Origin of the sequence: Hydrogenophaga sp. (genome assembly GCF_035481345.1) — a bacterium.
In the GTDB taxonomy this organism is placed as follows: Bacteria; Pseudomonadota; Gammaproteobacteria; order Burkholderiales; family Burkholderiaceae_C; genus Hydrogenophaga.
Genome location: NZ_DATIGV010000158.1, coordinates 1 through 20,471, shown reverse-complemented (window position 1 = coordinate 20,471; position 20,471 = coordinate 1). Strand labels below are relative to the sequence as shown.

Annotated in this window: 23 protein-coding genes; 16 read left to right on the top strand and 7 right to left on the bottom strand. The window is 70.5% G+C overall.

Going from position 1 to position 20,471, the window contains the following annotated elements; all coding sequences use genetic code 11:
* The first annotated feature begins 34 nt into the window (after positions 1-34).
* The 14 genes from VLG41_RS16065 to VLG41_RS16000 all read left to right on the top strand — a co-directional run bounded on the left by VLG41_RS16065 (position 35) and on the right by VLG41_RS16000 (position 12,299).
* Positions 35-622, top strand: coding sequence for a hypothetical protein (locus VLG41_RS16065; RefSeq protein WP_325350401.1), 588 nt, complete (start codon positions 35-37; stop codon positions 620-622).
* On the top strand, positions 619-2,184 hold the full coding sequence (gene ubiB, locus VLG41_RS16060) for a ubiquinone biosynthesis regulatory protein kinase UbiB (protein WP_325350400.1): 1,566 nt from the start codon (positions 619-621) through the stop codon (positions 2,182-2,184). The genes VLG41_RS16065 and ubiB overlap by 4 nt, the downstream gene beginning before the upstream one ends.
* A 112-nt stretch (positions 2,185-2,296) precedes the next feature.
* Entirely contained in the window at positions 2,297-2,662 is a 366-nt protein-coding gene (locus VLG41_RS16055) for an FmdB family zinc ribbon protein (RefSeq protein ID WP_325350399.1), read from the top strand.
* Positions 2,663-2,672: 10 nt separating this feature from the next.
* The gene (locus VLG41_RS16050; protein ID WP_325350398.1) at positions 2,673-3,341 is read left to right on the top strand and encodes a DUF502 domain-containing protein; all 669 of its coding nucleotides are present in this window, start codon (positions 2,673-2,675) and stop codon (positions 3,339-3,341) included.
* Positions 3,342-3,360: 19 nt separating this feature from the next.
* Positions 3,361-5,163 carry an aspartate--tRNA ligase gene (gene aspS / locus VLG41_RS16045; RefSeq protein ID WP_325350397.1) on the top strand — a complete coding sequence of 601 codons (1,803 nt, stop codon included), beginning with the start codon at positions 3,361-3,363 and terminating at the stop codon, positions 5,161-5,163.
* Positions 5,164-5,296: 133 nt separating this feature from the next.
* Positions 5,297-5,611, top strand: a complete 315-nt coding sequence (locus VLG41_RS16040; protein ID WP_325350396.1) for a DUF883 family protein — start codon at positions 5,297-5,299, stop codon at positions 5,609-5,611.
* A gap of 8 nt (positions 5,612-5,619) precedes the next feature.
* On the top strand, positions 5,620-5,994 hold the full coding sequence (locus VLG41_RS16035) for a phage holin family protein (RefSeq protein ID WP_325350395.1): 375 nt from the start codon (positions 5,620-5,622) through the stop codon (positions 5,992-5,994).
* Positions 5,991-6,296 (top strand): hypothetical protein, encoded by a 306-nt coding sequence (locus VLG41_RS16030; protein ID WP_325350394.1) that lies wholly within the window; start codon positions 5,991-5,993, stop codon positions 6,294-6,296. Before VLG41_RS16035 ends, VLG41_RS16030 begins: the two co-directional genes overlap by 4 nt.
* Positions 6,286-6,765: a dihydroneopterin triphosphate diphosphatase gene (gene nudB, locus VLG41_RS16025; protein ID WP_325350393.1), complete on the top strand. Its 480-nt coding sequence runs from the start codon at positions 6,286-6,288 to the stop codon at positions 6,763-6,765. Before VLG41_RS16030 ends, nudB begins: the two co-directional genes overlap by 11 nt.
* 101 nt (positions 6,766-6,866) lie before the next feature.
* Complete coding sequence (locus VLG41_RS16020) at positions 6,867-7,406, top strand: Ig-like domain-containing protein (RefSeq protein ID WP_325350392.1); 540 nt, start codon at positions 6,867-6,869, stop codon at positions 7,404-7,406.
* Positions 7,407-7,458: 52 nt separating this feature from the next.
* The gene (locus VLG41_RS16015) at positions 7,459-8,199 is read left to right on the top strand and encodes an endonuclease/exonuclease/phosphatase family protein (RefSeq protein WP_291022003.1); all 741 of its coding nucleotides are present in this window, start codon (positions 7,459-7,461) and stop codon (positions 8,197-8,199) included.
* Between the two features lie 17 nt (positions 8,200-8,216).
* Positions 8,217-9,476: a cardiolipin synthase ClsB gene (gene clsB, locus VLG41_RS16010; RefSeq protein ID WP_325350407.1), complete on the top strand. Its 1,260-nt coding sequence runs from the start codon at positions 8,217-8,219 to the stop codon at positions 9,474-9,476.
* A gap of 31 nt (positions 9,477-9,507) precedes the next feature.
* Positions 9,508-10,560 (top strand): ligase-associated DNA damage response exonuclease, encoded by a 1,053-nt coding sequence (locus VLG41_RS16005; RefSeq protein WP_325350391.1) that lies wholly within the window; start codon positions 9,508-9,510, stop codon positions 10,558-10,560.
* A complete protein-coding gene (locus VLG41_RS16000; RefSeq protein WP_325350390.1) occupies positions 10,557-12,299 on the top strand; it encodes an ATP-dependent DNA ligase in 1,743 nt (580 codons plus the stop codon). The genes VLG41_RS16005 and VLG41_RS16000 overlap by 4 nt, the downstream gene beginning before the upstream one ends.
* On the opposite strand, the gene ruvC is transcribed toward VLG41_RS16000, so the two are convergent.
* From ruvC to VLG41_RS15965, 7 genes are read right to left on the bottom strand one after another with little or no spacing between them, the layout of a single operon-like run.
* A complete protein-coding gene (gene ruvC, locus VLG41_RS15995) occupies positions 12,293-12,841 on the bottom strand; it encodes a crossover junction endodeoxyribonuclease RuvC (RefSeq protein ID WP_325350389.1) in 549 nt (182 codons plus the stop codon). The two genes, VLG41_RS16000 and ruvC, sit on opposite strands and share 7 nt — an antisense overlap.
* Before the next feature lie 19 nt (positions 12,842-12,860).
* The gene (locus tag VLG41_RS15990) at positions 12,861-13,847 is read right to left on the bottom strand and encodes a phosphatidate cytidylyltransferase (RefSeq protein WP_325350388.1); all 987 of its coding nucleotides are present in this window, start codon (positions 13,845-13,847) and stop codon (positions 12,861-12,863) included.
* Positions 13,847-14,464 (bottom strand): lysophospholipid acyltransferase family protein, encoded by a 618-nt coding sequence (locus tag VLG41_RS15985; protein ID WP_325350387.1) that lies wholly within the window; start codon positions 14,462-14,464, stop codon positions 13,847-13,849. Before VLG41_RS15985 ends, VLG41_RS15990 begins: the two co-directional genes overlap by 1 nt.
* Complete coding sequence (gene mtgA / locus VLG41_RS15980) at positions 14,461-15,210, bottom strand: monofunctional biosynthetic peptidoglycan transglycosylase (protein WP_325350386.1); 750 nt, start codon at positions 15,208-15,210, stop codon at positions 14,461-14,463. The genes VLG41_RS15985 and mtgA overlap by 4 nt, the downstream gene beginning before the upstream one ends.
* Positions 15,210-16,088, bottom strand: a complete 879-nt coding sequence (locus tag VLG41_RS15975; RefSeq protein WP_291021990.1) for an energy transducer TonB — start codon at positions 16,086-16,088, stop codon at positions 15,210-15,212. The genes mtgA and VLG41_RS15975 overlap by 1 nt, the downstream gene beginning before the upstream one ends.
* Positions 16,089-16,096: 8 nt before the next feature.
* A complete protein-coding gene (locus VLG41_RS15970) occupies positions 16,097-18,160 on the bottom strand; it encodes a ribonuclease catalytic domain-containing protein (protein WP_325350385.1) in 2,064 nt (687 codons plus the stop codon).
* 58 nt (positions 18,161-18,218) lie between these two features.
* Complete coding sequence (locus VLG41_RS15965) at positions 18,219-18,833, bottom strand: YqiA/YcfP family alpha/beta fold hydrolase (protein WP_325350384.1); 615 nt, start codon at positions 18,831-18,833, stop codon at positions 18,219-18,221.
* Between the two features lie 22 nt (positions 18,834-18,855).
* Here VLG41_RS15965 and rodA point away from each other — a divergent pair, with 22 nt between their 5' ends.
* The gene (rodA, locus tag VLG41_RS15960; protein WP_325350383.1) at positions 18,856-20,013 is read left to right on the top strand and encodes a rod shape-determining protein RodA; all 1,158 of its coding nucleotides are present in this window, start codon (positions 18,856-18,858) and stop codon (positions 20,011-20,013) included.
* 2 nt (positions 20,014-20,015) lie between these two features.
* Positions 20,016-20,471 (top strand): NAD(P)-dependent oxidoreductase (locus tag VLG41_RS15955; protein ID WP_325350382.1); only part of this gene is annotated, 456 nt, incomplete at its 3' end.

Sequence of the window (20,471 nt, the reverse complement as noted above, 5' to 3'; positions counted from 1 at the left end):
GCGCGGCGCCGTTATCCGTCAGAATCGGGTGGTCATGGCCCATGTACCACCCGATTCCACTTCTGGCGCAAGCGCTGGCGACACCCCCGGCGCGCCCAACGATCCGCTGCGATCGATTCTTCAGCTCTTGCGCCCGCCCGGCTGGGTGATCGAGGAGTTGCAGAACAAGCTGGTGCTCTTCCTCAACCACGTGCTGCAGCAGGAGCCCGCGGCCACCGAACGGCTGCGCCGCCAGGCCGGCAAACCGCTGCGCGTGCAGTGGGGCGACTTCCACTTCTGCGTGGCGCCCTCGCGCGCCGGCCTGCTGGAGCGGGTCGACCCCGCGCAGCACACGCCCGAGCTCACCGTCAGCCTCACCCAGACCTCGCCCGCCGACCTGGCGCGGCGGGTGCTCACCGGCGAGAAGCCGGCCGTGGACATCCAGGGCGATGTGCAGTTCGCCGCCGAGGTGGCCTGGCTGGTGGACAACGTGCGCTGGGACGTGGAGGAGGACCTCTCCCGCCTGATGGGCGACGCGGCCGCGCACACCCTGGTCGGGTTCGCGCGCCAGGCGGCGCAGGCGATCAAGGGCTTCGCGGCCCGCATGCCTCGCCCGCCCGGTTCCGGCGGGGGGGCTGCATGACCCGCATCCTGCGCGGCTGCTTCATCGTCTGGGTGGTTCTGCGGTACGGGCTTGACGAGCTCGTGCTCTCCAGCTTCGACCACCCCTGGATCCGCCGGCTCACGCGCATCGTCTCCACCGGCCGCCGCCTGGACAGCCCGCGCGGCCAGCGCCTGCGCGAGGCGCTGGAAAGCCTGGGCCCCATCTTCGTGAAGTTCGGTCAGGTGCTGTCCACCCGGCGCGACCTGCTGCCCCCCGACATCGCCGACGAACTCGCCCGCCTGCAGGACCGCGTGCCGCCGTTCCCGAGCGAGGTCGCCGTCGCCACCATCGAGCGCGCCTTCGGCAGGAAGCTCGACGAGGTGTTCAGCCGCTTCGAGCGCGAGCCCGTGGCCAGCGCCTCCATCGCCCAGGTGCACTTCGCCACCCTGCGTGGCGGGCGCGACGCCGGCCGCGAGGTCGCCGTCAAGGTGCTGCGGCCGAACATGCTGCCGGTCATCGAGAAGGACCTGGCCCTCATGCGCCTGATGGCCGGCTGGCTCGAGCGCCTGTCGGCCGATGGCCGGCGCCTCAAGCCGCGCGAGGTGGTGGCCGAGTTCGACAAGTACCTGCACGACGAGCTCGACCTGCTGCGCGAGGCCTCCAACGCCGCCCAACTGCGCCGCAACATGGCCGGGCTGGACCTCGTGCTCATCCCCGAGATGATCTGGGACTGGTGCCGCAACGACGTGATGGTGATGGAGCGCATGGACGGCGTGCCCATCAGCCGCACCGAGGAGCTGCGCCGCCTGGGCGTGGACATTCCGCGCCTGGCGCGCGATGGTGTCACCATCTTCTTCACCCAGGTGTTTCGCGACGGCTTCTTCCATGCCGACATGCACCCGGGCAACATCCAGGTCAGTGTCGCGCCCGCCACCTTCGGCCGCTACATCTCGCTCGACTTCGGCATCGTCGGCACCCTGACCGAGTACGACAAGGAATACCTGGCGCAGAACTTCACGGCCTTCTTCCGCCGCGACTACCGGCGCGTGGCCGAGTTGCACATCGAATCGGGCTGGGTGCCGCCCGGGACGCGGGTGGACGAGCTCGAGTCCTCGATCCGCGCGGTCTGTGAGCCGTACTTCGACCGCCCACTGAAGGAAATCTCGCTCGGCATGGTGCTCATGCGCCTGTTCCAGACCTCGCGGCGCTTTCACGTCGAGATCCAGCCCCAGTTGGTGCTGCTGCAGAAGACGCTGCTCAACATCGAAGGCCTGGGCCGCGAGCTCGACCCCGAGCTGGACCTCTGGGCCACCGCCAAACCCTTCCTGGAGAAGTGGATGCTGGAACAGCTCGGGCCGCAGAAGCTGCTGGCCCAGCTCAAGGCCGAGGCGCCGCAGTACGCCAAGCTGCTGCCCGCGCTGCCGCGCCTGCTTCACGACTACCTGCGGCACCGCCCGAACGAGCTGCGCCAGGAACTCGACGTGCTGCTGGCCGAGCAGCGCCGCACCAACCGGCTGCTGCAGGGCATCATCTACGGCGGCATCGGCTTCGCGCTGGGGCTGATCGTCACCCAGGTGTTGCTGCGCGTGCGCCTGTGGTGAGCCGTTGCGCCCGCGCCGGGGAATACCCCCGGAATTTATAATCGCGGGCTTTGTCCGGCCGGCCGGTCCATACGCCGGCTTTCGCGTCAGCGCCCCCGAACCAGTTCCCGCCATGCCTATCTACGCTTACAAGTGCGAGTCCTGTGGCCACGCCAAGGACGTGCTCCAGAAGATCTCCGACGCGCCGCTGAGCACCTGCCCGGCCTGCGGTGCCGACACCTTCCGCAAGCAGCTCACCGCGGCCGGCTTCCAGCTCAAGGGCTCGGGCTGGTACGTGACCGACTTCCGCGGCGGCGACGGCGCGGGCGCCAACTCGGGCGTGGCGTCGGCCCCGGGCGAGAGCAAGCCGGCCGATGGCGCGTCCAACGCCGCGCCGGCCGCGGGCGCCAAGCCTGAAGCGGCGTCCGCACCCGCTGCCGCCGCGCCAGCCCCCGCGCCGGCGCCGGCTGCAGCCGCGCCGTCCACACCCACCGCCTGATCGGCCCCGGATGACCGCCTTGCGCAAGTGGCTGTTCGCGGGACTCTTGGTCCTGGTGCCGCTCATCGTCACCCTCTGGGTGCTCGACTGGGTGGTCGGCACCCTCGACCAGACCCTGAACATCCTGCCCACGTCCTGGCGCCCCGACGCCTGGCTGGGCGTGCATGTGCCCGGGCTGGGCGTGCTGTTCGCGCTGGTCATCGTGCTGTCCATCGGCGCGCTGGCCTCCAACATCATCGGCAACAAGCTCGTGCACTGGTGGCATGCGCTGCTGCACCGTATCCCGGTGGTGCGCTCCATCTACTCGGGCGTGAAGCAGGTGTCCGACACCCTGTTCTCCGAGAAAGGCAACGCCTTTCGCAAGGCGCTGCTGGTGCAGTGGCCGCACGAGGGCATGTGGACCATCGCCTTCCTCACCGGCTCGCCGCAGGGCGACCTGCTCGATCAGCTTCAGGCCCGGCCCGGCACGCCCGAGGACGAGTTCCTGAGCGTCTACGTGCCCACCACCCCCAACCCCACGGGCGGGTACTTCGTGCTGCTGCGCGCTCGCGACTGCGTGGAGCTGGCCATGAGCGTGGACGAAGCCCTCACCTACATCGTGTCCATGGGCGTCATCGTGCCCGGTGGCCCCCGCAACCCCAAGATCAAGCTCGCGGCCGACGCCGAGAGCCAACCCTGAGCCAGAAAGAAGTTCCGTCATGTCCATGCGAAGCCACTACTGCGGTCTGGTGACCGAAGCCCTGCTGGGCCAGACCGTCACGCTCTCGGGCTGGGTGAACCGCCGCCGCGACCACGGCGGCGTCATCTTCATCGACCTGCGCGACCGCGAAGGCACCGTGCAGGTGGTGTGCGACCCGGACCGCGCCGAGATGTTCAAGACCGCCGAGGACGTGCGCAACGAGTTCTGCGTGCAGGTGGTCGGCCTGGTGCGCGCGCGCCCCGAGGGCACCACCAACGACACCATCAAGAGCGGCAAGATCGAGGTGCTGTGCCATGAGCTGAAGGTGCTCAACCCCTCGGTCACGCCGCCGTTCCAGCTCGACGACGACAACCTGTCCGAGACCACGCGCCTCACGCACCGCGTGCTCGACCTGCGCCGCCCGTACATGCAGCGCAACCTCATGCTGCGCTACCGCGTGGCCATGGAGGTGCGCAAGTTCCTCGACGCCAATGGCTTCATCGACATCGAGACGCCCATGCTCACCAAGAGCACACCCGAAGGCGCGCGCGACTACCTGGTGCCCAGCCGCGTGCACGACGGCATGTTCTTCGCGCTGCCACAGTCGCCCCAGCTCTTCAAGCAACTGCTGATGGTGGCCGGCTTCGACCGCTACTACCAGATCACCAAGTGCTTCCGCGACGAAGACCTGCGCGCCGACCGCCAGCCCGAGTTCACGCAGATCGATATCGAGACCTCGTTCCTCACGGAGCAGGACATCCGCGACATGTTCCAGGGCATGATCAAGACGGTGTTCCAGAACACGCTGGGCGTGGACCTCGGTGACTTCCCCGTCATGCCCTACAGCGAGGCCATGCACCGCTACGGCTCCGACAAACCCGATCTGCGGATCGCCATGGAGTTCACCGAACTCACCGACGTGATGGCCGACGTGGACTTCAAGGTCTTCAGCGCGCCCGCGCAGATGGCCAACGGCCGCGTGGTGGCCCTACGCGTGCCGGGCGGCGGCGAGATGAGCCGTAGCGAGATCGACGCCTACACCGAGTTCGTCAAGATCTACGGCGCCAAGGGCCTGGCCTGGATCAAGGTGAACGACGTCAGCAAGGGCCGCGACGGCCTGCAGAGCCCGATCGTCAAGAACATTCACGACGCCGCGCTCACCGCCATCCTGCAGCGCAGCGGCGCACAGAACGGCGACATCCTCTTCTTCGGTGCCGACAAGGCCAAGGTCGTCAACGACGCCATCGGCAACCTGCGCATCAAGATCGGCCACAGCGAACTGGGCAAGAAGAACGGCCTGTTCGAAGACCGCTGGGCGCCGATGTGGGTGGTGGACTTCCCCATGTTCGAGCACGACGACGAGGAAGACCGCTGGACCGCGGTGCACCACCCGTTCACCGCGCCCAAGGACGGACACGAGGACTTCATGGTCAGCGACCCGGGCCGCTGCATCGCCAAGGGCTACGACATGGTGCTCAATGGCTGGGAGATCGGCGGGGGCTCGGTGCGCATCCATCGCGCCGACGTGCAGGCCAAGGTGTTCGACGCGCTCAAGATCGGCCCCGAGGAGCAGCGCCTGAAGTTCGGCTTCCTGCTCGACGCGCTGCAGTACGGCGCGCCGCCGCACGGCGGCCTGGCCTTCGGCCTGGACCGCATCGTCACGCTGATGACCGGCGCCGAGTCCATCCGCGACGTGATCGCCTTCCCCAAGACCCAGCGCGCGCAGTGCCTGCTCACGCAGGCACCCAGCCCGGTGGACGAGAAGCAGTTGCGCGAACTCCACATCCGCCTGCGCAACCCCGACGCCGTCAAGAACGCGTGAGATAGCTGTAGGACAAGGCCGCAAAAGGCGCCTTCGGGCGCCTTTTTGCTGGTGAACCTGCGTATCCTTCGGCAGTCGTACCCATCGATCCGTGCGATCGATCGTTCCTCAACTTGCCGCAAAGGAGCCCGCCATGGCCGACGCCACCACCGAAACCAGCAAGAAAAAGCTCGTGCGCGACCTGCAGCGCGTCATCACCGACGCCGAAGAACTGCTGCACGCCACCGCGAACGAAACCGAGGGCAAGGTCGTCGAGATGCGTGAGCGCATCCGCGAAAACCTGCTGGCCGCCCGGCACAAGCTCGGCGACATCGAGGAGTCGGTGGCGGCCCGCACCAAGGAAGCGGCGCGCGCCACCGACGAGTACGTGCACGAACATCCCTGGCAATCCATCGGCACCGCCGCCGGCGTGGGCCTGCTGATCGGCATGCTCATCGCGCGTCGCTGAACCTGGCCATGGAGCCATCCGCTCAGCGCCTCTCGGCCTCCGTGCGCGGCCTGGCCGCCACGATCGTCGAGTTGGCCCAGGTGCGCCTCGAGCTGTTCAGCGTCGAGGCTCAGGAGGAGGTGCTGCGCATCGCCGGCCTGGTGGTCTATGGGGTCATCGCGCTCGTGTGCATGGCCTTGGGCCTGTGTTTCCTGGCGATCCTGATCACCGTTGCCCTCTGGGACGAACACCGCCTCGCGGCGCTTGCCGTGTTCACCGGCCTGTTCCTTCTCGTCGGGCTGGTGGCCATCGGCCAGGCGCGCGCCCGCGTGCTGCGCGGCTCGCGGCTGTTCTCGGCCAGCATCGACGAGTTGCGGCAGGACCGCGAGGCGCTGGATCCATGAAGCTGCCGCGCGCCGAGCAACTGGCGCAACGCCATCTGGCGCTGCAGCGGCGTTCGCGCGCCTTGCGCATTCGCGCCGGTGTGCAGGCCGAGTCCTTGCAACCCCTGTTCGGCTGGGCCGACCGGGTGCAGGACGTCTGGCACTGGCTGCGCGGCTGGCCGCCCCAGTTGACCCTGCCCCTGGCGGCGGTGGCCGGCCTGTGGGTGGCGCGCCGGCCCAGCCGGCTGCTGTCGTTGCCGCTGCGCCTGCTGCCGCTGTGGCGCCTGTGGCAGCGGTTCAACCCGCCCCGCCGTGAGCGTTGAGCCCGCGCGGGCCTTCAAGGTCCCGCAGTCGGTGCTGGTGGTCATCCACACCCCCGCGCTGGAGGTGCTGCTGATCGAACGCGCCGACGCGCCGGGTTTCTGGCAGTCGGTCACCGGCTCCAAGGACACGCCCGATGAGCCTTTCGAGCGCACCGCCGTGCGCGAAGTCCGCGAGGAGACCGGCCTGGACGCCGAGGCCCCCGGCCACGCCTTGCGCGACTGGGCCCTGGAGAACGTCTACGAGATCTACCCCCAATGGCGCCACCGCTACGCGCCAGGGGTCACGCACAACGCCGAACGCGTGTTCGGCCTGTGCGTGCCGCGCGCCGTGCCGGTGCGTCTGGAACCGCGCGAGCACCGCGACCAGGTGTGGCTGCCCTGGCGCGACGCGGTGGAGCGCTGCTTCTCACCGTCCAATGCCGAAGCCATCGCCTGGCTGCCCCGGCTTGGCGGGATGCCGAGGCAGTAGGGCCATGCCGTCCGGCCGCGCGGAGGGGCGTCCGGCGCGCGTGCGGGTGGCCCGGGGCCGGTGTCGCGGATGCTGCCGCGCCCCGCGTTTCACCCGCCACCATGTCCCGCTCCGACCGATCGCCCGCAGCGCGGGCCCTGCACGCGCCTCGCGTGCGCGCCATCCAGCCCGCCACGCTCCTGCGCCTCATGCGGCGCCTTTGTGGCGCGTCGGTGTCGCCAGCGCCCACCCAGCGAAACCCGCCCTCGGGCCGGCTGAGCCTGCCGCCTGGGGGCGAATTCCGCTTCCTGCCCGACCTGGGCACGGCGGGCTGGCAGCACCTGGTGTTCGACCTCCAGCTCGCCGGCGGTGGGCGCCGCCGCGTGGACCTGCGCGTGGGCGTGCAGGCGGCCGACGACCTGCTCACGGGAGACGCCCTGGTGGTGGTGGACACCGCGCCGGGCGCCGCCTCGCCCCGCCCCTGGCTGCGCGTGGGCCAGACGCTGGCCGGCGGCCTGCGGCTCTTCGGCACCGGAGGCTTCGCCTACGCGCCCTGCGCCCGCTTCGTCGGCAGCGAGACCTTCGCCTACCCGGCCACCGATGCCTCGGGCGAGGTGGTGGTGGTGCACGTGGCCGTGCACCTGCGCGCCACCCGCCACTGAGGGCCGGTCCACGGTCGCGGCCCGCCGCGCCGGGTTGGCGGCCCATGCGATCATGCGAGCCATGAGCATGGTGCGCGTCGCGACCTACAACATCCACAAGGGCGTGCAGGGCCTGGGCCCGGCGCGCCGGCTCGAGATCCACAACCTCGTGCACGCGGTCGAGCAGTTCGACGCCGACATCGTCTGCCTGCAGGAGGTGCGCAGCCACCACCGCAAGCTCGAGCGCTACTTCACCCGCTGGCCCGAGATGGACCAGGCCGGCTACCTCTCCCCCGAAGGCTACGAGGCCGTCTACCGCAGCAACGCCATCACGAAACACGGCGAGCACGGCAACGCGCTGCTCTCGCGCTGGCCGGTGGTGGGCGTGGGACATTCCGACATGTCCGACCACCGCTTCGAGCAGCGCGGCCTGCTGCACGTGCACTTGCTGGTCGACGGCGTGGAGCTGCACGTGGTGGTGGTGCACCTGGGGCTGGTGCACGCCAGCCGCGAGCGCCAGGTGGCGCGCCTGGGCCAGTTCATCGCGCGCGAGGTGCCCGCTGGCGCGCCGGTGGTGGTGGCAGGCGACTTCAACGACTGGAGCGCGCAACTGCTCAAACCCATGGCCGCGCTCGACCTGCACACCTTCGAAGGCATCCGCCTGCCCACCTTTCCCGCCCGCCTGCCGCTGCTGCACCTGGACCGCATCTTCTTCCGTGGCCTGCGCCCCGTCTCCGCCCACGTGCCGCACGGGCGCGCCTGGCGCCGCATGTCCGACCACCTGCCGCTGATCGCGGACCTTGAACTGACGTGAGACGCCTGCACGCGACCATGAAGCCCGGGCACCAACTGGTGCTGCTGGTGGGTGGCGACGAGTTGTTCCCCGCGCTCATCGAAGCGATGGACGCGGCGCGCCAGGTGGTGCACCTGGAGACCTACATCTTCGAGTTCGCGGGCTCGGCGCTGGGCGTGGCCGAGGCGCTGGAGCGCACCGCGCGCCGCGGCGTGGAAGTGCGGCTGGTCGTCGACGGCGTGGGCACGCCCGTGATGCCTCAGGAATGGCGCCAGCGCTTCGACGCGGCAGGCGTGCAGTGGCGCATCTACTCCCCGCTCGGCCGCTTCGGCCTGCTGTTTCCGCGCCTGTGGCGCCGCCTGCACCGCAAGCTCTGCGTGGTGGACGGCACGGTGGGGTTCTGCGGCGGCGTCAACATCATCGACGACCGCGACGACGTGGCCCTGGGCCGCCTCGACGAGCCGCGCCTGGACTACTCGCTGCGTGTGGCGGGGCCTTTGGTGCAGGACATGACCGAGACCATGGAGCAGCTCTGGTGGCGCCTGAAGGCCGCGCGCGCGGCACGCCAGCGCGAGTTCGCGGCGGCCTGGCAGGCCCTGCGGGGATCGAGCGGCTCTGGTCGCGGCGACTTCTCCAGGCTGCTGCGCAAGCTGGGCCACCGGGCGCGCGGCCTCACCGGCGGCGGCGGCGACGAGGAGGGCAGCACCCTCATGGGCGTGGACGACGCGCGCGCCGCGCTGCTGCTGCGCGACAACGTGGCGCACCGCCACGACATCGAGCGCTCCTACCTCAAGGCCATCGGCGAGGCGCGCCAGGAGGTGCTGATCGTCAACGCCTATTTCATCCCCGGGCGCAAGCTGCGCAGGGCGCTGCTGATGGCCGTGCAGCGCGGCGTGCGCGTGCGCCTGCTGCTGCAGGGGCGCTACGAGCACTTTCTGCAGTACCGCGCCGCGCGGCCGGTGCTCAAGCGCCTGGTGAACGCGGGCATGGAAATCTGCGAGTACGCGCCCAGCGCGCTGCACGCCAAGGTGGCCGTGGTCGACGAGCGCTGGGCCACGGTGGGGTCCACCAACCTCGACCCGCTGTCCATGCTGCTGGCACGCGAGGCCAACGTGACGACCACCGACCGGCGCTTCGCGGCACTGCTGCGCGAGCAACTCGATGACATCGTCTGCAACCGCAGCAACCGCATGGAAGCCCACGCGCTGAATAGCCGGCCCTGGGGCGAGCGCATCCTGGACCGCATCGCCTTCGGCGTCATGCGCACGGTACTTTTCCTTACCGGCCATCGCTATTGAGCCCGCTGCAGGCCGCCCCCAACTGCCCGCCATGCAGGACCTGATCGTCCAGCGCCCCGGTGGCCTGTACTGCCCGCCTGGCGACTTCTACATCGACCCCTGGCGCCGCGTGGACCGCGCGGTGATCACGCACGCGCACGCCGACCACGCGCGCGTCGGCCACGCCCACTACCTCGCGGCCACGCCCGGGGCCGGGCTGCTGCGCGCGCGGCTGGGTGAGGGCATCAACCTTCAGACGCTGGACTACGGCGAGGCCATCACGCACAAGGGCGTGCGCATCAGCCTGCACCCGGCCGGCCACGTGCTGGGCTCCGCCCAGGTGCGCGTGGAACACCAGGGCCGCGTGTGGGTCGCCAGCGGCGACTACCGCCCCACGCCCGCGAACGCCGTGCCCGACCGCACCTGTGCGCCCTTCGAGCCGGTGCGCTGCGAGACCTTCATCACCGAATCCACCTTCGGCCTGCCCATCTACCGCTGGCGGCCCGACCACGAACTGTTCGCCGAGGTCAACCGCTGGTGGTCCGACAACGCGCAGGCCGGCCGCGCGAGCGTGCTGTGCTGCTACAGCCTGGGCAAGGCGCAGCGCCTGCTCGGTGGGGTGGACCCGTCCATCGGCCCCATCGTCTGCCACGGCGCGGTGGAGCCGATCAACCGCGCCTACCGCGAGGCCGGCATTCACTTGCCGCCCACGCTTGCGGTCGACGAGGTGCGCGACAAGGCCGATCTGCGCCGCGCGCTGGTGCTGTGCCCGGGCCAGGCCCTGTCCTCGCCCTGGATGCGCCGTTTTGGTGAGGTCAGCGACGCCTTCGCCAGCGGCTGGATGCAGATCCGCGGCTGGCGCCGCCGCATGGGGCACGACCGCGGCTTCGTCATCAGCGACCACGCCGACTGGCCGGGCCTGCTCTCGGCCATCGGTGCCACGGGCGCCGGGCGTGTGATCGTCACGCACGGCAGCGTGCCCACGCTGGTGCGCTACCTGCAGGAACAAGGCCTGCAGGCCGAGGGCTTCAAGACCGAGTACGGCGGCGAAGGCAGTGGCGACGACGACCAGGAGGCCGCGGCCAGTGCGGCGCCGGCCGCATGAAGCGCTTCGCCGCGCTGTTCGCCGAGCTCGACGCGAGCACGTCCACCCACGCCAAGGTGGCCGCGCTGGTGCGCTACCTGCGCGAGGCGCCCGAGGAGGACGCGGCCTGGGCGATGTACTTCCTGGCCGGCGGCAAGCCGCGCCAGCTCATCCGCACCGCGCAACTGCGCGCGCTGGCGCTGCAGGCCTCGGGTCTGCCCGAGTGGCTGTTCGAGGAGAGCTACCAGGCGGTGGGCGACCTGGCCGAGACCATCGCCCTGGTGTTGCCCGCGCCGGCCGATGGCGGCGGCGCGCGGGGCCTGCACGCCTGGATGACCGAGCGCCTGCTGCCGCTGCGGGGCGCCGACGAAGCCACGGTGGCGGCGGCCGTGCTCGCCTGCTGGGCCGAACTCGACAGCCTGGGCCGTTTCCTCTTCGTCAAGCTCGTGGGCGGGGGCTTTCGCGTGGGCGTGAGCAAGCTGCTGGTGCAGCGCGCCGTGGCCGAGTTCGCGGGGCTGGACGCCAAGCTGGTGGCCGCGCGCATGATGGGCTACACCGACGGCAAGCGCGAGCCCACGGCCAGCGCCTGGCGCGCCATCGTGGCGCCGGCCGAGGGCGACGCCGCCGTGCGCGACCCGAGCCAGCCCTATCCCTTTTTTCTCGCGCAGGCCCTGGCGGGTGAACCGGACGACTCCGCGCCTGGCCCGGCCAGCGACTGGCTCGCCGAATGGAAGTTCGACGGCATCCGCGGCCAGATCGTCAAGCGCGTGGGCCGCGTGTGGGTGTGGTCGCGCGGCGAGGAGCTGATGACCGATCGTTTCCCCGAGCTGGAGCGCCTGGCCGCCGCGTGGCCCGACGGCACCGTGGTGGACGGCGAGATCGTGGCCTGGGACGCGCTGGCCGCGCCGCTGCCGGGCAGCGAGACGCTGGGACGGCCCGGGCCCTTCGCCACGCTGCAGCAACGCATCGGCCGCAAGACGCTCAGCGCGCGCGTGCTGGCCGAGGCACCCGCGGGCTTCATCGCCTACGACCTGCTGGAGCAAGGCGGCCAGGACCTGCGTGCGCAGCCCCAGCACGCGCGCCGCGCCGCGCTGGAAGCCTTGGCGCGCGCCTGCGTGCCGCCCCTGCCGTGCTCACCGCTGCTGACGGCGACCGACTGGACGACCCTGGCCGAGTGGCGCGCGCGTTCGCGCGAACTGGGCGTCGAGGGCCTGATGCTCAAGCACCGCGACAGCGCCTACGGCACCGGCCGCGTGAAACGATCGGGTGAGGGCGGCGAGCGCCTGGCCTGGTGGAAATGGAAGATCGACCCGCTCACGATCGATGGCGTGCTGATCTACGCCCAGGCCGGCCACGGGCGGCGCGCCTCGGTCTACACCGACTACACCTTTGCCGTGTGGAACCGCCCACCGCGCGATGCGGCCGAGGCGCAAGCCGTGGTCGAGGCCATCACCGAGCGCCGCCCGGCCGACCCCGAGGGCCTGCAGCTCGTCTCCTTCACCAAGGCCTACTCGGGCCTGAGCGACGCCGAGTTCCGCGCCGTGGACGCGGTGATCCGCGAGACCACGCTGGAGAACTTCGGCCCCGTGCGCAGCGTGCGGCCCACGCTGGTGGTGGAGCTGGCCTTCGAAGGCATTGCGCGCAGCAAACGCCACAAGAGCGGCGTGGCCCTGCGCTTCCCGCGCATGCTGCGCGTGCGCGAAGACAAGCCCTTGCACGAGGCCAATACCCTGGCCGACCTCGAGGCCCTGCTTCAGTAGTTGCGGCCGGCCTTGTACGCGGCGTGCGTGCGCGCGCGCAGCGGCGCCACGCGCTCGATGGCCGCCGTGGTGCGCGCCACCTGCGCGTGCGTGATCGCCAGGCCCAGTGCGTCGGCCGCGTCCTTGCCGGGCAGGCCGGGCAGTTGCAGCAGGCGTTTCACCATTTCCTGCATCTGCTCCTTGTTGGCGCGGCCATGGCCGGCCACGGCCTTCTTGAGCTGCAGCGCGGTGTACTCGGCCACGCTCAAGCCGTTGGCCACCAATGCCGTGAGGCAGGCGCCGCGCGCCTGCCCCAGCAACAGCGTGGCCTGCGGGTTCACGTTCACGAACACGATCTCGCACACGGCCACCCCGGGCTGGTAGCGGCGCGTGACCTCGGTGATGCCGTCGAACAGCACCTTCAGGCGCGCGGGCAGCAGCGCACCGTCCCTTGGGCTGGTCTGGATGGTGCCGCTGGCCACGTAGTGCAGGCGCGGGCCTTCGGTGTCGATCACGCCGAAGCCGGTGCACTGCAGGCCGGGGTCGATGCCGAGGATTCTCATGGGGTGCCAGTGCGCGGGTTCACAGCCCGAAGGTCCAGCGGACCGAATGGAAGAACACCGGCGCAGCGAAACACAGCGCGTCCACGCGGTCGAGCAGGCCCACCGCGCCGGTGACCGAGCGGCGCTCGCCACCCCAGTTGGTCACGCCCCGGTCGCGCTTGATGGCCTTCATCACCAGGTGGCCAAGCGATCCGGCGACACAGGCGATGAGGGCCATGGCCATCGCCGGCAGCGGCTTGAAGGGCGTGAAGCCCGCCAGCAGCGCGCCCAGCAGGCCGCCCGCCAGCAGGCCCCAAGCCCAGCTCTGCCAGTGAAAGCTCGCGCTGATGGCCGGCGCCACGGGGCGCTGGCGCCCGCGCGCCGTGAGGTGCTGCACCAGCATGCAGGTCTGCACCACCAGCACCAGGAAGAACACGAGGAAGGCGTTGTTGCCCAGCCAGCGCGGGAACTGCAACAGCATCAGTGCGGGCACGTGGCTCAGGCCATAGACGCAGACCATGATGCCCCACTGCAGCTTGGCGTTGCGCTCCAGAAAGCGCTGCGGGTCGTCGCGCAGCGCGCTCACCACCGGCAGCGCCAGGAACACGTACACGGGGATGAAAACGGTGAAGAGGTTGAATTGCGCGTTCCACACCAGCGCGTATTGCACGGGCAGCACCACAAAGAAGGCCAGCACCAGGCTGCGGTGATCGCCGCGCCGCGTGGGCGAGAGGCTGATGAATTCGCGCAGCGCGAAGAAGGAGAGCACGCCAAACAGGGCCAGCGACGCGCCAGGGCCCATGACCCAGCCGATCCAGAACACACCGGCCATGATCCAGGACACGCGCAGCAGGTTCGCGTTGTCGTGGCGGCGCTGGGCCAGGGCCGCGTCGTCGCCGTGCGCGCGGCGCTCGCGCAGCGAGAGCAGCACACCCGCCACCGTGACCAGCGCCAGCAGGCCGAACACCACCAGGAACAGCAGGCCGACCTGCTGGTCGGATGTGAGGCCGCGCAGGAAGCCGGTCATCAGATGTCTCGCAAGGCCATGACGGCGAGACGGGCGCGTGCGAGGAAATCGGCGCGCGGTTCGTCCGCGCCCGGCTTCACCGGCTCACCGAAGGTCACCGAGCACAGCACCGGCACGGGCACCACCTCGCCCTTGGGCATCACGCGCTGTACGTTGTGGATCCAGGTGGGCACCAGCACCACCTCGGGGAACTTCATGGCCAGGTTGTACAGGCCGCTCTTGAAGGGCTGCGGGTCTTCCTCGAAGCCGCGCGTGCCCTCGGGGAAGAGGATCAGCGAGTCGCCGCTGTCGAGCGCCGCGATCAGCGGCGCCAGCGGGTCCTCGTCGCCCTTGCGCTCGCGCTCGACGTAGACGGCGTTGAACACCTCGGTGGTGATCCAACGCTTGAGCGGCGAGGCGGTCCAGTAGTCCTTGGCGGCGATGGGGCGCGTGATGACGCGCAGCTCCTGCGGCAGCGCGGCCCAGATGAGCACGAGGTCGGCGTGGCTCTGGTGGTTGGCGAAGTAGATGCGCTGCTCGGCCTTGGGCGGGCAGCCGTACCAGCGCGCTTGCGCGCCGGTGAGCAGGCGCACCAGGCCCAGCAGGAAGTAGCTCACGGCGGTGGCGGCGATCCTCATGGAAGTTTCACGTCGCCCATTCGAGCGACGATGGTGCCCGTGCGACGCGCCAGGTAGGCCGAGCCCTGGCGCGTCTCGAAGAAGCGCGGCGAGGGCAGCATCACCGCCAGGCGCGCGGCCTCGTGCGCGCTGAGCCGCGCGGCCGGCTTGTTGAAGTAGCGCTGCGCGGCGGCCTCGGCGCCGAACACGCCTTCGCCCCACTCCACGCTGTTGAGGTAGATCTCCAGGATGCGGCGCTTGTCGAGCACGAGCTCGAGCATGAGTGAGAGCACCAGCTCCTGGCCCTTGCGCAGCATCGTGCGCTCGCCCGACAACAGCAGGTTCTTGGCGAGCTGCTGCGTGATGGTGGAGCCGCCCACCACCTTGGGCTCGCGCGCCGTGCCGTTGGGGTTGCGCGCGGCGCGGCGCTCGGCCAGCTCCTGGCGGCGCTCGTTTTTCTGCCAGGCCTTTTCGATCGCCTCCCAATCGACGCCGCCGTGCTCGAAGAAGCCCGCGTCCTCCGAGGCCACCACCGCGCGCCACAGGTGGGGGCTGATCTGCTCGCCGTCGACCCAGCGCTGGCGCCAACGCCAGTCGGTGTCGCCGCGCGCGCTGGCCACGGCCACGCGCCAGGCCTCCGAGCGCTGGAAGGCGGTGCTGTGCGGGTCGACCACCGCCATGAGCGCGATGCCGGCCAGGAAATAGAGCTGCAGCGCCAGCCCGGCGAGCACCAACCACAGCAGCCAGCGACCGAAGGCGCGTACCACTACTGTCCCGACAGTTGGGTCTGCAGGCCGTCCTCTCGCGTGAAGCGAAAGCGCGAGACGACCACGATCTGGTCGGCCTGGCGGCGCATGGCCTCGTTGAAGCGGCCGAAGGACAGGCCGCGCACGATGGCCCGGGCCCGGCCGTCGAGCAGGCGGTTGCCCGAGCCCTGCACCACCTCGGTGTCGAGCACCTGGCCGGTGTGGTTCACGGTGATCACCATGGTGAGTTCGCCGTACAGCTTGCGCCCGCCCGATTCGGGGAAGTTGGCCGTGCCATGCTGCTCGATGCGCCGGCGCAGGCCGTCGTAGTACACCGCGTACACCGCCTCGCGCGTGGCCGGGCTGATGTAGCGCTTGCGTGGCCGCGCGTTTTCCTCGTTGATGCGTTTCTCGATCTCGGCCAGCACGCGCACCAGGGCCTGGCGCTTCTGCTCGCGCTCGATGGACTCGCGGCTCTGGCGCTCGGCGGCGGGGGCGGGCGGTGGCATGGTCGCCAGGGCGCGGCGCACCTGCGCGAGCAACTGGGTCTGCTGCTCCATCAGGGCTTCGAGGCGGCGCACCTCTTCGTCGGGCGTGTCGCCCAGGCGGGCCGTGGCCGCGGGCGGCAGCGGCGAGGTGGCCCGCCCGCGCTCGGCGTCGCCCCCGCCGGCCAGGGAGGCCTGGGCGATGGCCTGGGCCTTCTCGGGGCGCTGGTCGCTGCGCGCGTTGACCAGGATCACCTCGAGCGGCGTGTCCTGGAACACACGGTCGAAGCGCTCGGGGTCGACGAAGCGCACCGCCAGCAGGGCCGCGTGCACGCCGAGCGAGACGAGCAGCGCGAGCTGCAGCGTGCTCAGGTTCCTCAGTCGGTGGACGGCCTTGGCGCGGGCGGATTTCACGCGGGGGATTATCCGTTCTGCGGGGTGTCCCCAGGGGTATCGGCCGCGGCCGGCTCGTCCAGATCGATGGCCAGCGCCACCGGGGCGCCCAACGGCTCTTCCTCGTCCTCCTCGGCCTCGGATTCCAGCGCCGCGGCGTCCTCCACTGGCTGGTCGAGGCGTTCAACGACGGTGCCGTTCACCTCCAGGCTGATGTCGTCGATGGCGCCGAGCTTCACGCGCAGGTGGGCGCCGCGCATCAGGCCCTCGGCGCCCAGCACGGGCAGCACCAGGGGCAGGGTGTCGGCGCGCACCAGGCCGTCCTTGATCAGCGTGGCCGTGAGTTCGGTGATGCCGTTCTGGCGCAGGTACTGCAGCGTCCAGTAGCGCTCCATGCCGCCCTGGAAGCCGTTGTAGGCGGCGTGGGCGGCGTCGAAGGCGCTCACCACGGCGAACAGGTTGGCGTCCTTGGGCTTGAAGGGCGCGGCCAGCGCGGCCGTCTTGCCGTGGCGCGCGCAGGCCACGATCTGCCACTGGTTCACCAGATCGACGTAGCGGCGCAGCGGCGAGGTGCTCCAGGCGTAGGCCTTCACCCCGATGCCCGCGTGCGGCAGCGCCTTGGTGCCCATGCGCACCTTGATGCCGGGCAGCAGGCTGGCCTGGCTGCGGTAGATGCCGGGCACGCCGCACTCGGCCAGCCACAGGCCCCAGGTCTTGTTGGCCAGGATCATGGCCTCGGCCACCATCAGGTCCAGCGGTGCGCCGCGCGAGCGCGTGCCGATGAGCACGCGCTCGTCGCCCGCGGGCTCGTCGCCCTGCACGCCTTCCAGCTTGAACGTGTAGTCGGGCCGCGTGAAGGTCTCGGGCTTGCCACGCGCCACCTCGCGCTGCGCCTTGTGTTCGCGCGCGAAGCGGTGCAGGAAGACCAGCGCGGGCTGCAGGCCGGCCAGCTCGGCCGGCGCCGCGGCGTTCGCTTCGCCTCCAAGCCAGGCCTCGGTGACGATCGCGTCGAGCCGGTCGTGGCGCAGGTTGTGGGCGATAGGCACGCGCTCCAGCGCGGTGCGGCTGGCGCCCACGGCCAGCGTGGCCTCGTCGATCTCCACGTACAGCGACACGGCCGGGCAGTCGCGCCCCGCCTGCAGGGTGTAGGCCTCCACCACCGCGTCGGGCAGCATGGTGATCTTGTGGCCGGGCATGTAGACGGTGGACAGCCGCTGGCGCGCGATCTCGTCGAGCGCGCTGCCGGGCGCGATGGCCAGGCCCGGCGCGGCGATGTGGATGCCCAGCGTGACCGTGCCCGAGCCCAGGCCCTGCACGGAGAGCGCGTCGTCGATCTCGGTGGTGGCGGAGTCGTCGATGGAGAAGGCCTGCACCGGGGCCAAGGGCAATTCGTCGGCCACCGGCGGGGCGCTGAGCGCCGCAAAGCCCGTGCCCTTGGGGAAGTGCTCGAACAGGAAGCGCTGCCAGTGGAACTGGTAGGCGCTGGTGATGGCACCGGCCTTCTGCAGCAGCACCAGGGGCGCGGTGTGGCTCTGGCGCGCGGCCTCCACCACGGCCTTGTACTCGGGGCCGTTCTTGTCGGGCTTGAACAGGATGCGGTAGAGCTGCTGGCGCACCGGCTCGGGGCACTGGCCGGCCACCAGCTCGGCGGCCCAGGCCTCGATGCGGGCCTGCAGCTCTTTCTTCTTTTCGATGGCGGCCAGGGCCTGGGCCACGATCTCGGGCGGTGCCTTTTTGAAACGGCCCTTGCCGGCCCGGCGGAAGTAGTGCGGCGCGTTCTGCAGCGTGAGCAGGGCGGCGGCCTGCTGGGCCGTGCCGGCCTGGGCGCTGAAGTACTCGCGCGCCAGGTCGGCGAAGCCGAACTCGTCATCGGGCGCGAATTCGTAGGCGAGCTCGAGCTCCATGGCCTCGGCCAGCGCCGTGGCCTCCTTCATGAGCTCGGCGGGCGAGGGTTTCTCGAATCGCAGCAGCGCGTTGGCCGCTTTCACTTTCACCCGCTTGCCGGAGTCGAGTTCCACTTGAAGAGAACTTTCGGCCTCGGACAGCAGGCGGCCGGTCAGGAACTTGCCGGCCTCGTCGAACAGGATGTGCATGGACGGGATTGTCCCATCCCGGCCATGTCAGCCGTCACCTGGGCCGGCCCATCGGCCGTCAGGCCAGCCGCAGGAAACCGAACACCGCGTCCATGTGCGCCTCGAAATCGCTGATCGCGTGGTCGCCGCCCGCCAGCAGCCGGACGTCGCCACCCGCGCAGAAGGCCTGCATCTCGCGCCAGTCGAGCACCTCGTCGCCTTTGGCGATGACCGCAAACAGGCGCTCGGGGGTGGCCGGGTGCCGGGGCGCGAGCCGCGCGATGTCGGCCTCGAGCACCCGCAGTTCGTCCACGAAGGCCGGCTCGAAGAAGAAGCGCTCCTCGGGGTTCTGCCAAGTGGTCTGCTCGCCGATGTGGGCCGCCAGGTCGCGCGCGGGACAACTGGCGGGGTTGAGCAGTACCGCCCGGCAGCCCGTCTGCAGCGCGAACCAGCGCGCGTAGAACCCGCCGAGCGAGGAGCCCATCACCGCCAGGCGATCGCGCGGCCAGTCGACCGTCACCTGGCGGATCAGCTCCGCGGCCGCGCGCGGCGAGGGCGGCAGTTGCGGGCACCACCAGGTCACGGCGGGGTGCTGGCGACGCACGCGCTCGCCCATCAGCCGCGCCTTCATCGACAGCGGCGAGGACCGGAAGCCGTGCAGGTAAAGCAGGTGGGTCGTGGCGGGAATGTCCATCGACTGAGGATAATCGCGCCCCATGGCCGTCGTCCTCGACAAACCCAGTCTGCTGCAGCGCGCGATCCCCTTCATGAAGGGCTTCGACTGGCCTCTGCTGGTCATCGTCTGCTGCATGGCCGCGCTCGGCCTGGTCACCATGTACTCCGTCGGCTTCGACCACGGCACCCGTTTCGCCCAGCACAGCCGCAACATGCTCATCGGTGCGGGCGTGATGCTGCTGTTTTCGCAGATTCCGCCGCAGCGCCTGATGAGCCTGGCGCTGCCGGTGTACGTCGTGGGCGTGGCGCTGCTGCTGGGCGTGGAGTTCGCCGGCATCGTGCGCAAGGGCGCGCAGCGCTGGCTGGACATCGGCGTCACCGTGATCCAGCCCAGCGAGCTCATGAAGATCGCCATGCCCATGATGCTGGCCTGGTGGTTCCACCGCCGCGAGGGCCTGCTCAAGGCCACGGACTTCATCGTCGCGGGCGGCCTGCTGGCCGTGCCCATCGCGCTCATCCTGCTGCAACCCGACCTGGGCACCACGCTGCTGGTGATGGCCTCGGGCCTGGCCGTCATCTTCTTTGCCGGGCTGAGCTGGAAGCTCATCATCCCGCCCGTGGTGCTGGTGGCCGTCGGGGTCGTGGTGCTGATCTTCAATGAGTCGAGCTGGTGCGCGCCCGGCGTGGACTGGCAGGTGCTGCACGAGTACCAGCGCCAGCGCGTATGCACCTTGCTGGACCCCACCAAGGACCCGCTGGGCAAGGGCTTTCACATCATCCAGGGCATGATCGCCATCGGCTCGGGTGGCGTCTGGGGCAAGGGCTTCATGCAGGGCACGCAGACGCACCTGGAGTTCATCCCCGAGCGCACCACCGACTTCATTTACGCCGCTTTCTCCGAGGAGTTCGGCCTGGTGGGCGTGCTGGTGCTGCTGGTGGGGTTCACCGCGCTCATCGGCCGGGGGCTGATCATCGCGGCCGAGGCGCCCACGCTGTTCTCGCGCCTGCTGGCCGGCGCGCTCACGCTCAACCTCTTCGTCTACGCCTTCGTCAACATGGGCATGGTCAGCGGCATCCTGCCGGTGGTGGGCGTGCCGCTTCCGTTCGTCAGCTACGGCGGCACGGCCATGGTGACCATGGGCGTGGGGCTGGGCATGCTGCTGGCGATCTCGCGCGCCAAGCGCCTGGTCCCCTCCTGAGCATGAACCGCGTTCCCCTTGCCTTCATCGGCGCCGGCCTGATGGGTGGCGCCATGGTGCAGCGCCTGCGCGAGCGCGGCTGGCCGGTGGCCGTGCACGACATCGACCTCGCCTGCGCCGAGCGCGCCCGAGCGGCCGGTGCCACGGTCTGTGCCAGCGCACGCGAGACGGTCGAGTGCCTGGCCGATGGCGGCGTGCTGGCCCTGGTCGTGGTGGACGCCGCGCAGTGCCGCGAGGTGCTGTGGGGCGATCAGGGGGCCGCCGCCGCGCTGCGGCCCGGCCAGACCCTGCTGCTGTGCCCGACGATCGCCCCCGAAGACACCGAGGCCATTGCCGCGCGGCTCGCCCCGCTGGGCGTGGACACGATCGATGCGCCCATGTCCGGCGGCCCGGCGCGCGCCCGGGCCGGCACCATGAGCCTGATGCTGGCCGGCCCCGCGGCCGCGCTGCAGCGCCAC

Excerpts from the sequence above, each read along its gene's own strand:
- VLG41_RS16040 (WP_325350396.1), top strand. The coding sequence starts at position 5,297 with ATGGCCGACGCCACCACCGAAACCAGCAAGAAAAAGCTCGTGCGCGAC.
- VLG41_RS15990 (WP_325350388.1), bottom strand. The coding sequence starts at position 13,847 with ATGACCGGCTTCCTGCGCGGCCTCACATCCGACCAGCAGGTCGGCCTG.
- VLG41_RS16055 (WP_325350399.1), top strand. The coding sequence starts at position 2,297 with ATGCCTATCTACGCTTACAAGTGCGAGTCCTGTGGCCACGCCAAGGAC.
- VLG41_RS16065 (WP_325350401.1), top strand. The coding sequence starts at position 35 with ATGGCCCATGTACCACCCGATTCCACTTCTGGCGCAAGCGCTGGCGAC.
- VLG41_RS16005 (WP_325350391.1), top strand. The coding sequence starts at position 9,508 with ATGCAGGACCTGATCGTCCAGCGCCCCGGTGGCCTGTACTGCCCGCCT.
- VLG41_RS16020 (WP_325350392.1), top strand. The coding sequence starts at position 6,867 with ATGTCCCGCTCCGACCGATCGCCCGCAGCGCGGGCCCTGCACGCGCCT.
- ubiB (WP_325350400.1), top strand. The coding sequence starts at position 619 with ATGACCCGCATCCTGCGCGGCTGCTTCATCGTCTGGGTGGTTCTGCGG.
- VLG41_RS16035 (WP_325350395.1), top strand. The coding sequence starts at position 5,620 with ATGGAGCCATCCGCTCAGCGCCTCTCGGCCTCCGTGCGCGGCCTGGCC.
- rodA (WP_325350383.1), top strand. The coding sequence starts at position 18,856 with ATGGCCGTCGTCCTCGACAAACCCAGTCTGCTGCAGCGCGCGATCCCC.
- aspS (WP_325350397.1), top strand. The coding sequence starts at position 3,361 with ATGTCCATGCGAAGCCACTACTGCGGTCTGGTGACCGAAGCCCTGCTG.
- VLG41_RS15970 (WP_325350385.1), bottom strand. The coding sequence starts at position 18,160 with ATGCACATCCTGTTCGACGAGGCCGGCAAGTTCCTGACCGGCCGCCTG.
- VLG41_RS15985 (WP_325350387.1), bottom strand. The coding sequence starts at position 14,464 with ATGAGGATCGCCGCCACCGCCGTGAGCTACTTCCTGCTGGGCCTGGTG.
- VLG41_RS15965 (WP_325350384.1), bottom strand. The coding sequence starts at position 18,833 with ATGGACATTCCCGCCACGACCCACCTGCTTTACCTGCACGGCTTCCGG.
- ruvC (WP_325350389.1), bottom strand. The coding sequence starts at position 12,841 with ATGAGAATCCTCGGCATCGACCCCGGCCTGCAGTGCACCGGCTTCGGC.
- VLG41_RS16000 (WP_325350390.1), top strand. The coding sequence starts at position 10,557 with ATGAAGCGCTTCGCCGCGCTGTTCGCCGAGCTCGACGCGAGCACGTCC.
- VLG41_RS16030 (WP_325350394.1), top strand. The coding sequence starts at position 5,991 with ATGAAGCTGCCGCGCGCCGAGCAACTGGCGCAACGCCATCTGGCGCTG.
- VLG41_RS16015 (WP_291022003.1), top strand. The coding sequence starts at position 7,459 with ATGCGAGCCATGAGCATGGTGCGCGTCGCGACCTACAACATCCACAAG.
- clsB (WP_325350407.1), top strand. The coding sequence starts at position 8,217 with ATGAAGCCCGGGCACCAACTGGTGCTGCTGGTGGGTGGCGACGAGTTG.
- VLG41_RS16050 (WP_325350398.1), top strand. The coding sequence starts at position 2,673 with ATGACCGCCTTGCGCAAGTGGCTGTTCGCGGGACTCTTGGTCCTGGTG.